Source organism: Streptomyces sp. 6-11-2, assembly GCF_006540305.1.
Lineage (GTDB): Bacteria > Actinomycetota > Actinomycetes > Streptomycetales > Streptomycetaceae > Streptomyces.
In genome coordinates, this window is the sequence record NZ_BJOR01000001.1 from 4839277 (window position 1) to 4851632 (window position 12356).

Sequence of the window (12356 nt, forward strand, 5' to 3'; positions counted from 1 at the left end):
ATACCATGCCCCCGTACCCGATCAACCCGGCGTGAGGAGCACCGCATGGCAGGGGAACCCCAGGGCGACTGCCTGTTCTGCAAGATCGTCGCGGGACAGGTCCCGGCCACGATCGTCCGCGAGACGGAGACGACCGTCGCCTTCCGGGACATCAACCCCCAGGCGCCCACCCACGTCCTGGTGATCCCCAAGGCGCACTACAAGGACGCCGCGGTCCTCGCCACCGAGGCTCCCGGACTCGCCGCGGACGTGCTGCGCGAGACGCAGGCGATCGCCGACGAGGACAAGCTGGACAGCTACCGCATCGTGTTCAACACCGGTTCCGGCGCCGGCCAGACCGTCTGGCACGCCCACGCGCACGTCCTCGGCGGCCGCGGCCTCGAGTGGCCCCCCGGGTAGGCCGTCGTGTCCGTACGTGAACTGGTCGTCCTCGGCACCGCCAGCCAGGTGCCCACCCGGCACCGCAACCACAACGGCTATCTGCTGCGCTGGGACGGCGAGGGCATCCTGTTCGACCCCGGCGAGGGCACCCAGCGCCAGATGCTGCGCGCCGGGGCCGCCGCGCACGACCTGAACCGGATCTGCGTCACCCACTTCCACGGTGACCACAGCCTCGGCCTGGCCGGGGTGATCCAGCGGATCAACCTCGACCGGGTGCCGCACGAGATCACCGCCCACTACCCGCGTTCGGGCCGGCGCTTCTTCGAGCGCCTGCGCTATGCCACCGCCTACCGCGAGACGGTCGAGCTGACCGAGGCCCCGGTCGACGCCGACGGCGTCCTCGCGACGACCCCGGCGTACACCCTCGAAGCCCGCCGGCTCTCCCACCCGGTGGAGTCCTTCGGCTACCGGCTCGTCGAGCCGGACGGGCGCCGCATGCTGCCCGAGCGGCTCGCCGCGCACGGGATCAAGGGCCCGGACGTGGGCCGCGTCCAGCGCGAGGGTTCCCTGGGCGGGGTGCCGCTGGAGGCCGTCAGCGAGGTGCGGCGCGGACAGCGGTTCGCGTTCGTCATGGACACCCGGCTGTGCGAGGGCGTGCACGCGCTCGCCGAGGGCTGCGACATGCTGGTCATCGAGTCGACCTTCCTCAACGAGGACGAGCAACTGGCCGTCGAGTACGGTCACCTGACCGCCGGTCAGGCTGCGCGGGTGGCGCGGGACGCCGGCGTGCGGCATCTGGTCCTCACCCACTTCAGCCAGCGGTACACCGACCCCGGGGGAGAGTTCGAGCGGCAGGCGCGGGCGGCCGGGTTCGACGGCGAGCTGACCGTGGCACGCGACCTGCTCAGAGTGGCGGTTCCGAAACGGCGCTGACCAGGTCGTACGATGGTCCGATGCCGCTGCCGAAAGCCGAACTGCACCTGCACGTCGAAGGCACCCTGGAGCCCGAGCTGGCTTTCGAGCTGGCCGCGCGCAACGGCGTCGAGCTACCGTACGTGGACACCGACGCGCTCCGCGAGGCCTACCGGTTCGAGGACCTCCAGACCTTCCTGAACCTGTACTACGAGCTCATGGCCGTCCTGCGCACCGAGCGGGACTTCGAGGACCTGGCCGACGCCTATCTCGCGCGGGCCGCCGCGCAGGGCGTGCGGCACGCGGAGATCTTCTTCGACCCGCAGGCCCACCTCGCCCGGGGCGTCGGCATGGGCACGGTCGTCGACGGACTGTGGCGGGCGCTGGGCCGCAGCCAGGAGAAGCACGGCGTCTCGACCCGGCTGATCATGTGCTTCCTGCGCGACGAGTCCGCCGAGTCGGCCATGGAGACGCTGGAGGCCGCCAAGCCGTACCTCGACCGGATCGCGGGGATCGGACTGGACTCCGCCGAGGCGGGCCACCCGCCGGCGAAGTTCCGCGAGGTGTACGAGGCCGCCGCCGCCCTCGGGCTGCGGCGCGTGGCGCACGCCGGCGAGGAGGGCCCGCCGGAGTACATCGCGCAGGCCCTCGACGTGCTCGGCGTCGAGCGCGTCGACCACGGGCTGCGCTGCATGGAGGATCCGGAGCTGGTCGCCCGTCTGGTGCGCGACCGGATCCCGCTGACCCTGTGCCCCCTGTCGAACGTGCGCCTCCGCGCGGTCGGCACGCTGGCCGACCACCCGCTGCCCGCCATGCTGGACGCCGGCCTGCTGTGCACGGTCAACTCCGACGACCCCGCCTACTTCGGCGGCTACGTCGGCGACACCTTCGACGCGGTCCGCGACACCCTGGGCCTGGGCGAGGACCGGCTGCGCGAACTGGCCCGCAACTCCTTCCTCGCCTCCTTCCTGGAGTACGACGAGGAACTGCGCCGGCGGTACCTCGCCGAGGTCGAGGCGTACGAGTTCCCGTAAGCCCCCGCCGAACCCGTCTCCCGCATGCGCCGGGCGCCCTGTGCGCCCGGCGCATGCGGGTTTTCGGACGTCTGCGGGTTTTCGGGCGGCCGACCACGCGACCCCCGCAGGCCCGTTGACGGAGCATGTTCGCGTTTCTAAACTCCGTTCCCATACATGGATAGCGTCTATGTGGGGAGATGGCCAGGGTGAGTCCGGAGACGAACACCGCGGGTCCGTCCGATGTGGTGCGCAGACTGCGGGAGGGAATGGCGGGCGGTGTGCTGTCCTTCCCGCTGACGGCGTTCCACGACGACGGATCGCTCGACCCCGACGGCAGCCGCGCCTACCTGGCCGCTCAGCTCGCCACCGCGCCCGGCGCCGTCTTCCCGGCCTGCGGCACCGGCGAGTTCTTCTCGCTGGACGAGGACGAGTACCGCCAGGTCGTCTCGATCGCCGTCGAGGAGGCGGCGGGCCGGGTGCCCGTGGTGGCGGGCGCCGGGTACGGCTGGGCGCAGGCCGCACGGTTCGCGCGCATCGCCGAGGAGGCCGGCGCCGACGCGCTCCTCGTCCTGCCGCACTACCTCGTCGCCGCCCCGCAGAACGGACTGGCCGCCCAGCTCGAACAGCTCGCGGCCCGCACCCGGCTGCCGCTCATCGCCTACCAGCGCGGTCAGGTGGCGTACGGCCTGGAGGCGTTCCGGCGCATCGCGCGGATCCCCTCGGTGATCGGCCTCAAGGACGGCCGCAGCGACCTCGACGCCCTCCAGCGGCTCACCCTCGCCGCCCCCGAGGGGTTCCTGTTCTTCAACGGTGCCCCCACCGCCGAGATGCAGGCCCGCGCCTACGCGGCCGTCGGCGTCCCCGCCTACTCCTCCGCCGTGCACGCCTTCGCCCCGGAGATCGCGAACGCCTTCTTCGCCGCGCTGCGGTCCGGCGACGGCGGCTCCGCCGACAAGCTGCTGCGCGACTTCTACGTCCCCTTCGTCGAACTGCGCGACCGGGTGCCCGGATACTCCGTGTCCCTGGTGAAGGCGGCCGCCCGGCTGCGCGGGCGCCCCGTCGGACCCGTCCGGGCCCCGCTCACCGACCCCTCGCCCGCCGACCTGGCCGACCTGAGGGAACTGCTGGACGCGGGACTCGACATGGTGGGGGCCGCCCTGTGACCCGCGACCTCACCGTCACCGAGGTACGGCTGACCCCGATCCTGATCGCCGACCCGCCGCTGCTGAACACCCAGGGCGTGCACCAGCCGTACACCCCCCGCCTGATCGTGGAGGTGGTGACGGCCGACGGGATCACCGGATACGGCGAGACCTACGGCGACACCAAGTACCTGGAGCTGGCCCGCCCCCTCGCCGACCGGCTGACGGGACGTCGGATCACCGACCTGAACGGCCTGTTCGGCCTCGATCTCGCCGTGGACGCCTCCCGGGTGGAGAACGCCGTCGACGTCGGCGGACTGCGCGGCGTCCAGACCGCCGACAAACTGCGCCTGTCCGTCCTGTCCGGCTTCGAGGTCGCCTGCCTGGACGCCCTCGGCAAGGCGCTCGGCCTGCCCGTGCACGCGCTGCTCGGCGGCAAGGTGCGCGACTCCGTCGAGTACAGCGGCTACCTCTTCTACAAGTGGGCCGGGCATCCGGAGGGCGTCGACTGCGAGAAGGACGACTGGGGCGCCGCCCTCGACCCGGCGGGCGTGGTGGAGCAGGCGCGCGGGTTCACCGAGCGCCACGGCTTCACCTCCTTCAAGCTCAAGGGCGGCGTCTTCCCGCCCCAGGAGGAGATCGCCGCCGTACGGGCCCTGGCGGAGGCCTTTCCCGGACACCCGCTGCGGCTGGATCCCAACGGGGCCTGGTCGGTGGAGACCTCCGTGGAGGTGGCCCGGCAGCTCGGGGACGTCCTGGAGTACCTGGAGGACCCCGCCCTCGGCACGCCCGCCATGGCGGAGGTGGCCGCCCGGACCGGCGTTCCGCTGGCCACCAACATGTGCGTGACGACCTTCGCCGAGATCAAGGAGGCGTTCACCTCGAACGCGGTCCAGGTGCTGCTCTCCGACCACCACTACTGGGGCGGCCTGCGCAACACCCAGCACCTGGCGGCTCTGTGCGCCGCCTTCGGCGTCGGCGTGTCGATGCACTCCAACACCCATCTGGGGATCAGCCTGGCCGCGATGACCCACGTGGCGTCCACCGTGCCCGGCCTCCACCACGCCTGCGACACCCACTACCCCTGGCAGTCGGAGGACGTCCTGACCGAGCGGCTCACCTTCGACGGCGGCCGGATCGCCGTCCCCGACGGCCCCGGTCTCGGCGTCGAACTCGACCGGGACAGGCTGGCCTTCCTGCACCGCCGCTGGGCCGAGGACGACGGCCGCCTGCGGGACCGGGACGACGCGGCGGCGATGCGCGTCGCCGACCCGGGCTGGACCGCCCCGCCGACCCCCCGCTGGTAGACGCGGCCCGCGCTCCCCGGCGTGAGCGCCGACGCGTCGTCGGCGCTCTGGTGCACACTGGCCGGACCAGTACCACGTCAGGGAGCGCACCGTGACCGCGTCCAACACGTCCGCCGGAGCGGGACCGGCTTACCCGGAGGACCGGGAGGACCGGGGAAACCTCGCGGACCGGGAAGACCGGGAGGACCTCGTTGACCGGGAGGACCGGGAGTACATCGTCGGGGCACCGCACGCCCACGTCGATGCCCAGGTCGACCCGCTGGCCGGGCTGCGCTCCGCGGACGATCCGCCCTGGGACGTGTACCTCACGGGCACCGTCTTCCTCGACATCATCTTCACCGGACTCGACTCCGCCCCGGTGCGCGGGACCGAGTCCTGGGCGCGCGGGATGGGGTCGAGCCCCGGCGGGGTGGCCAACATGGCGACCGCGCTGGCCCGCCTGGGACTGCGGACGTCCCTGGCGGCGGCCTTCGGAGACGACCACTACGGCGACTACTGCTGGGACGCGCTGGAACAGGGCGAGGGCATCGACCTGTCCCCGTCCGGCACCGTGCCCGGCTGGCACTCGCCGGTCACCGTCTCCATGGCGTACGAGGGCGAGCGCACCATGGTCTCGCACGGCCACGAGCCGCCCCCGGAGGCCGTGTTCCTCCAGGAGGGTGTCCCGGAGTGCCGGCCCCGCGCGCGTGCCGCCGTGGCCTCTCTGACGCCGGGCCGGCGCTCCCCGTGGATCGCCCAGGCCGCGGGCGAGGGCACGCGCATCTTCGGGGACGTCGGCTGGGACGACACCGGTGCCTGGGACCTGGCGGGCCTGTCCGACCTGGAGCACTGCGAGGCGTTCCTGCCCAACGCCGAGGAGGCGATGCGCTACACGGGCACCGACTGCCCGCGCGCCGCCGCGCACGCGCTCACCGCGTTCGTCCCGCTCGCGGTGGTCACCCTCGGTTCCGAGGGCGCCTACGCGGTCGACCGGCGCACGGGGGAGAGCGCCGAGGTGCCCGCCATCGCGGTGGAGGCACTGGACCCGACCGGCGCGGGCGACGTCTTCGTGGCCGGCTTCGTCACCGGCACCCTGGCCGGCTGGCCGCTGGCCGACCGCCTGGCCTTCGCCGGCCTCACCGCCGCCCTGTCCGTGCAGGAGTTCGGCGGCTCCCTGTCGGCCCCCGGCTGGTCCGAGATCGCCGCCTGGTGGCGCCGGGTCCAGTCGGTCGAGGGCCAGGACCCGGCGGCCCTGCGGCGGTACGCGTTCCTGGAGGACCTGGTTCCGGAGGCGAGCGTCGAGCCGTGGCCGCGGCGCCGGGCCGTGCCGACCATCGGGTTCCGCAGGCCGGCGTGACCGGTGCCGCGCGGGACCGCGCGGCGGGCCGCCCGCTACGGCGGATTCCACGTTCTTGGCGAATTCGGTGGATTCCGCCACGACTCCAAGACCGGCAACGTCGTTGACAGGTGACGTCCGCCGCCCGATCATCGGCGGCGACCGAGCACGATGAGGCAAGCAGCCTCCGGCCTCCTGACTCCCTCCGTCGAAGGACACGCGTCGTGCGCAGAAGAACACGCAGACTCGGAGTGCTCCTCGCCGTTTCCGGCCTCGTCCTCGCGCTGCCCGTCGCGTTGACCACGCCGGAACCGGCCCAGGCGCGGCCGCGGACCGGGGCCGCCCCCGACCGCCGAGCGCCCCGATTCACCCACTCCGCGCGTCAACTCAGCCTGACCGTACCGGCGGGCCGCAACACCCCCGGTTACGCCTTACGGGTGGCGAGGAATCAACTCTCGTTGACGACAAGTCGTTCGGGCGGCACGGTTCTGGCCACCGCGGGCGGCGACACCGGCGCACTGCGCTTCCGGACCGCCGGCGGATGGCAGCACGCCACCCGTGTCACCGACTGGACCTGGCGGAACGGCACGCTCGCCCTCACCGCCGCCACGACGACGCCCGGTGTCACCGTACGGGCCCGGGTCACCCCGTCCGCCGACCGCTACCGGCTCGACTGGCAGGTCGTGGGAACGGCCCCCGAACGCCTCGGCCTCGCCTACGACTTGCCGTCCGCCGGCCACTGGTACGGCCACGGCGAGACCCAGACCCCGCAGGGCGGCCCCGCCACCGACCAGCCCTGGCCGCTCGACAGCGGGCAGGTCGCCGACCCGGCCTTCGGGCCGGCCTCCTACTACATGGTCGACCCGTTCTGGTACACGTCCTCGGCGGCCGGACTGCACGTGGACACCGGGCACGTCATGAACGTCGCGATCAACCAGGACAAGGACGGTCTCGGCCGCTTCGACATCGAGTCCGCGGACCCCTACCGGGCCACGGTCTTCGTCGAGTCCACGCCGCTGGAGGTCTACCGCGACTACGTCGGCATCGTGGGCAGGCCGGCCAAGAGCGACGCCACCCAGCGGCAGTACGCCGAGCCGGTCTGGAACTCCTGGGCGCAGTTCTACACGCACGTCGACCAGGCGCGGCTCCTCGGCTACGCCCAGGCCCTGCACGACCACGGGATCACCGGGCACACGCTCCAGCTCGACGACAAGTGGGAGTCCGACTACGGGAACATGACCTTCGACGCGAAGGCCTACCCGGACCCCGGGGCGATGTCCCGCCGGATCCACGCCCTCGGCTTCGGCTTCGGCCTCTGGGTGACGCTGTGGATCAACCTGGACTCCGACCAGTACCAGTACGCCGCCGACCACGGCTATCTGCTCGGCGCCGCCACCGATCCCGCCGAGCCGTGCCGCGTCACCTGGTGGAACGGCACCGCCGGCATCGTCGACCTCGCCAACCCGAAGGCCAGGTCCTGGTACGAGGGGCGGCTGCGCGGCCTGATGAGCACCTACGGCGTGGACGGGCTGAAGTTCGACACCCGCTTCTTCGACGAGCGGTGCGTTCCCCGCGCGGGCGCCGAACCCACCGACTACCAGCGCCTGGGTGCTCAACTCGCCGACAAGTTCGACCTCCAGGGCGTCGGCATCCGCGTCCACTGGGACACCACCGCCCACCGGGCCGGGTTCGTCACCCGTCAGCTGGACAAGGGCACGGGCTGGAACTCACTGCGGGCCGCCGTCACGCAGAACCTCGCCATCTCCACCATCGGCTACCCCTTCGTCACCACCGACATGATCGGCGGCTCCAGCGGTCAGCCCGCCCCCACCCGGCAGGTCCTGGTCCGCTGGGCCCAGGCCGCGTCGCTGATGCCGCTCATGTACGCCTCCACGTCCCCCGTCGAGACCGTCGACGTGACGACCGGCAGGAAGGTGGTGTACGACGCGCGGACCGCCGCCCTCTACCGCGAGGCCATCGCCCGCCACGGCCGCCTCGCCCCCTACATCCGCGACCAGGTCCGGCACACGCTGCGCACCGGCGACCCGATCATGCGCCCGCTCTTCTTCGACTTCCCGCACGACGAGCGGGCGTACACGATCACCGACGAGTGGATGCTGGGCCCCGCGATCCTGGCGGCCCCCCAACTGACCGACGCGCCCGCCCGTCCCGTCCACCTCCCCGCGGGCACCTGGTACGACGTCATCCACGCCCGCACCCTGCACGGCCCCCGCACCATCCCGGCCTACACCACCCCCCTGAACGCCACCCCGGTCTTCGTCAACCTGAACGCAAAGGAAGCGAAGAAGGCCCTACGGGCCCTGCGCTGACCCCCACAGGACGCAGGGCGGGCGAAGGGCCCGCCGAGGCCCCGGGGCGGCGCCTTCTCGACCCACCGAGACAGGTGGGCGGGTGGGTGAACCGGGGGTGCGGGGGGGCAGAGCCCCCCCGCCGGGGTCTGGGGTGGAGCCTCAGGGCCGGGGACCTTTCAACTCGCCGAGTCGGGCGGGCGAGTGGGAAAGCAGGGGTGGAGCCCAGGAGGGAGGGGCCCCGGCGGAACCGAGCCGTCAGAAGCCGAGGCGGCGGAGCTGCTTGGGGTCGCGCTGCCAGTCCTTGGCGACCTTCACATGAAGGTCGAGGAACACCGGCGTCCCCAGCAGCGCCTCGATGTGCTTGCGGGACTTGATCCCGACCTCCTTGAGCCGCTTCCCCTTGGGCCCGATGATGATGCCCTTCTGGCTCGGCCGCTCGATGAACACGTTGGCGTGGATGTCGAGCAGCGGCTTGTCCGCGGGCCGGTCCTCGCGCGGCAGCATCTCCTCCACCACCACCGCGATGGAGTGGGGCAGTTCGTCCCGCACCCCCTCCAGCGCCGCCTCCCGGATCAGCTCGGCCACCATGACCTGCTCGGGCTCGTCCGTGAGGTCGCCCTCGGGGTAGAGCGCGGGCCCCTCGGGCAGCAGCGGGACCAGCAGATCGGCCAGCAGGTCCACCTGCTTGTTCGCCGTCGCCGACACCGGAACGATCTCCGCCCAGGTGATCCCCAGCTCCTCGCCCAGCTGGTCGATCGCGATCAGCTGCTCGGCGAGCGCCTTGGGGTCCACCAGGTCCGTCTTCGTGACGATCGCGACCTTGGGCGTCTTCCTGATCCCGGCCAGTTCCTTCGCGATGAACCGGTCACCGGGACCGATCTTCTGGTCGGCCGGCAGGCAGAAGCCGATCACGTCGACCTCGGCCCAGGTGGTCCGTACGACGTCGTTCAGCCGTTCCCCCAGCAGCGTGCGCGGTTTGTGCAGCCCCGGTGTGTCCACCAGGATCAGCTGCGCGTCCGGGCGGTGGACGATGCCCCGCACGGTGTGCCGCGTCGTCTGAGGCCGGTTCGAGGTGATCGCCACCTTCTGCCCGACCAGAGCGTTCGTGAGGGTGGACTTGCCCGCGTTGGGACGGCCCACGAAGCAGGCGAAGCCTGCCCGATGGGCAGCCTCGACGGACTGCTCGGATGACTGGGTGCGAACGCTCATGGCGCCCATTGTCCCTGATCCACGAACCACGGCTGCACACGCGTCCTCAGTCGACGAGGCCCAGCCGGGCGCGGTCCCGCTGCTGGTTGATGAGGACCGTGGAGAGGGCGCCCACGACCACCAGCAGCAGCGCGGTGAGCAGGAAGGCGTGGGTGAAGCCCAGCGTGGTCGTCGCCGCCGAGCCGACCAGGAATCCGGTGACGGCCGGAGCGAACAGGCCACCGGTGCTGAGCAGGGCGTTGGTCACCTGGAGGACGGCGCCGCGCTGTCCGACCGTGGTCATCTCGGCCGCGACCAGGTAGGTCACCGCGAACAGGGCCGGTGCGGTGCCGAACCCGAAGGTGAAGGCGACGATGCGCACCGTGTCGTCGGAGACGAGGGCACCGAGGAGCAGGGTGAGACCGCTGAAGACGGTGGCGCAGGAGAGGACGGTCCCCCGTGAGACCCGGGTCGGGACACCGCGGCCGTCGAGGACCTGGGTGATCCAGCTGAGCCCGACCGTGGCGACGGCACCCCAGAGGGCGGGGAGGACGATCATCGAACCGGCCTGCTGGGTGCCGTACCCCATGACCTTCTCGTAGTACGTGGGCAGCCACGACGTGGCCAGGGCGAAGGTCCAGTAGCCGAGGAAGGAGCACAGCACGGCGAGGATCCACGACGGGGTGAGGAAGGAGCGCAGGTACCTCACGGGCTGCGCGACGGTGGCGCCCGAGCCCGGAGCGACGGGCGGCGCCGTCCCCTCGATCTCGTGCTCGGCCCGCTCCGACGTGTAGGGTCCCTCCTTCCCCAGCACCAGCCACAGCACCGCCCAGACCACGCCGATGAAGCCCAGGAAGACGAAGGTCGCCCGCCAGCCGAAGTCGGCCGCGATCCAGGACAGCACCGGCGCGAAGCAGACGATGCCGAGCGTCACGCCGGAGGAGGCGAGAGCCGCGGGCGTGGCGCCCTTCTTCTTCGGAAACCACTGGTAGACGGCGTGCATCATGATCGGCGCCAGCGGACCCTCGCCCGCGCCCAGCAGCACGCGGCTGAACCACAGCGCGGGCAGCGACGCGAAGACGAAGACCGGCACCTGGGAGACGGCCCAGATGAGGCACAGGGTGAGCAGGATCCACTTCGACTTCACACGGTTGGCGATGGGCGCGGCGACCAGCTGGGCGACACCGAACAGGAAGAACACCGCGCTGCCGAGCAGACCGAACTGTTCGGGGGTGATGTGCAGATCCCGCATCACCGGTACGGCGACGATGCCGAGGATGGCCTTGTCCGCCCAGCTGATCATCATGAGGACCAGCAGCAGGACGGCCATCAGCCAGCCGTAGGAGGTGCGCTTCCCGGGGGTCCAGCGGCGGGGATCCGCCGGGTCCGGAACCGGTGGGACCGATGGCGGGGTGGCGAGGTGTTGCGTCATGGAAGCCTCCGGAGCGGAGACGGTCGCGAACGGACCGCTGGGAGCGAAGAGGGAGGACGGAGCCGCCGGCGGGCCGCCGACGGCTCCTGGAACGCGTGAAGAGAAGAGGGGACGGCGCGGTGATCAGGACCGCGGCGTGACCCGTACGGGCAGGGAGGCGAATCCGCGCAGGACGTTGTGGGTCAGCGGGACCGGCTCGCCGGCGAGTTCGATCGTGTCGACGCGGGCGGCCAGAGCTTTGAGCACGAGCTCGATCTCGAGTCGGGCGATGGGCTGCCCGACACACTGGTGGAGCCCCATCCCGAACGCGACGTGGCCGGACGCCTGCCGGTCCAGGTCGTACGTGTCGGCGTTCGCGCCCCACTTGCGCGGGTCGCGGTTGGCGGCGCCGATGAAGAGCAGCACCTTGGCGCCCGCCGGGATGCGGACGCCGCCCAGCACGCCGGGCGCCGTGGTCGTCCGGTGGAACTTCTGGAACGGGGACTCAAGGCGCAGCGCCTCGTCCACGGCGAACTTGGCGAGGGACGGGTCCTCGCGCAGTGCCGCCCAGGCCCGGGGTGTGCGCGCCAGGCAGGCGAGGGTGTTGCCGATCCCGAAGACCGTGGTGTCGACGCCCGCGGACAGCAGGGCCCGCACCAGCAGGGCGGCCTGCTCGGCGGTGATCAGACCGTCCCGCACACGGTCCCAGACGCGTGCGCCGAAGCCGGTGTCGTCGAGGTTCTCCCGGGCGCAGTTGCGCAGGATCGCGGCGCTGTGCTCGTCGGCGTGGGCGAAGGCCAGGTCGAAGATCTCGTTCTGGGGGCCGAACGCGTTGAAGACCATGTTGCCGTAGGGCAGCAGGTTCTCCCGGCCCTCCTGGGGGATGCCCACCGCGTCGGGGAAGACCCGCAGCGGGTACTTCTCCGCCAGGTCCTTGACCACGTCGAACTCGCGGCGGGCGACGAGTTCGTCGGCGATCTCCTCGGCCGGTCCGGTGAAGCGTTCCCGCAACGGCCGTACCGTCGCCGGGTTGATGACGCCGGTCAGCGCGCGACGCATGACCGTGTGGATCGGGGGGTCGGACTCCAGGATGCTCGGCGGGCGCCATCCCGCGTCCTGGCGGATGTCGCGCGGGCCGAGACCGCCGGAGGAGCAGTACGTCTCGAAGTCGGTGAGGACCTCGTAGACCTCCTCGAAGCCGGCGACGGCGTACGCGCCGCACTTCTCCAGCCAGGTCACCGGGCCCGCCTCGCGCAGCCGCGTCAGCATCGGGTAGGGCTCCGCGATGTTCGCGGGGGAGAAGGGGTCGTCCGGGAGCGTGACGACGCCCTCGGCAGGTGCGATGGTCATGAAGAGAACCTCTTTTGATGCC

10 protein-coding genes are annotated in these 12356 nt (G+C 71.9%); 7 read left to right on the forward strand and 3 right to left on the reverse strand.

What is annotated here, in order from left to right:
* Positions 1 to 45: 45 nt before the first annotated feature.
* From TNCT6_RS21215 to TNCT6_RS21245, 7 genes are all read left to right on the forward strand, one after another.
* Positions 46 to 399 carry a histidine triad nucleotide-binding protein gene (locus TNCT6_RS21215; RefSeq protein ID WP_141361045.1) on the forward strand — a complete coding sequence of 118 codons (354 nt, stop codon included), beginning with the start codon at positions 46 to 48 and terminating at the stop codon, positions 397 to 399.
* 6 nt (positions 400 to 405) lie between these two features.
* A complete protein-coding gene (locus TNCT6_RS21220) occupies positions 406 to 1314 on the forward strand; it encodes a ribonuclease Z (protein WP_141361047.1) in 909 nt (302 codons plus the stop codon).
* Between the two features lie 20 nt (positions 1315 to 1334).
* Positions 1335 to 2327: an adenosine deaminase gene (locus tag TNCT6_RS21225; protein WP_141361049.1), complete on the forward strand. Its 993-nt coding sequence runs from the start codon at positions 1335 to 1337 to the stop codon at positions 2325 to 2327.
* A gap of 179 nt (positions 2328 to 2506) precedes the next feature.
* Complete coding sequence (locus tag TNCT6_RS21230) at positions 2507 to 3472, forward strand: 5-dehydro-4-deoxyglucarate dehydratase (protein WP_141361051.1); 966 nt, start codon at positions 2507 to 2509, stop codon at positions 3470 to 3472.
* Complete coding sequence (locus TNCT6_RS21235) at positions 3469 to 4758, forward strand: glucarate dehydratase family protein (RefSeq protein WP_141361053.1); 1290 nt, start codon at positions 3469 to 3471, stop codon at positions 4756 to 4758. Before TNCT6_RS21230 ends, TNCT6_RS21235 begins: the two co-directional genes overlap by 4 nt.
* A gap of 214 nt (positions 4759 to 4972) precedes the next feature.
* Positions 4973 to 6094 carry a carbohydrate kinase family protein gene (locus TNCT6_RS21240; protein ID WP_225075307.1) on the forward strand — a complete coding sequence of 374 codons (1122 nt, stop codon included), beginning with the start codon at positions 4973 to 4975 and terminating at the stop codon, positions 6092 to 6094.
* 203 nt (positions 6095 to 6297) lie between these two features.
* Entirely contained in the window at positions 6298 to 8403 is a 2106-nt protein-coding gene (locus TNCT6_RS21245; protein WP_253266181.1) for a glycoside hydrolase family 31 protein, read from the forward strand.
* Between the two features lie 237 nt (positions 8404 to 8640).
* Here the strand turns inward: TNCT6_RS21245 and era are convergent, their stop codons facing one another.
* The 3 genes from era to TNCT6_RS21260 all read right to left on the reverse strand — a co-directional run bounded on the left by era (position 8641) and on the right by TNCT6_RS21260 (position 12334).
* A complete protein-coding gene (gene era, locus TNCT6_RS21250) occupies positions 8641 to 9594 on the reverse strand; it encodes a GTPase Era (protein ID WP_172632973.1) in 954 nt (317 codons plus the stop codon).
* 46 nt (positions 9595 to 9640) lie between these two features.
* Positions 9641 to 11005, reverse strand: a complete 1365-nt coding sequence (locus TNCT6_RS21255) for an MFS transporter (RefSeq protein ID WP_141361059.1) — start codon at positions 11003 to 11005, stop codon at positions 9641 to 9643.
* 123 nt (positions 11006 to 11128) lie between these two features.
* On the reverse strand, positions 11129 to 12334 hold the full coding sequence (locus TNCT6_RS21260) for a cytochrome P450 (protein WP_141361061.1): 1206 nt from the start codon (positions 12332 to 12334) through the stop codon (positions 11129 to 11131).
* Positions 12335 to 12356 lie beyond the last annotated feature (22 nt).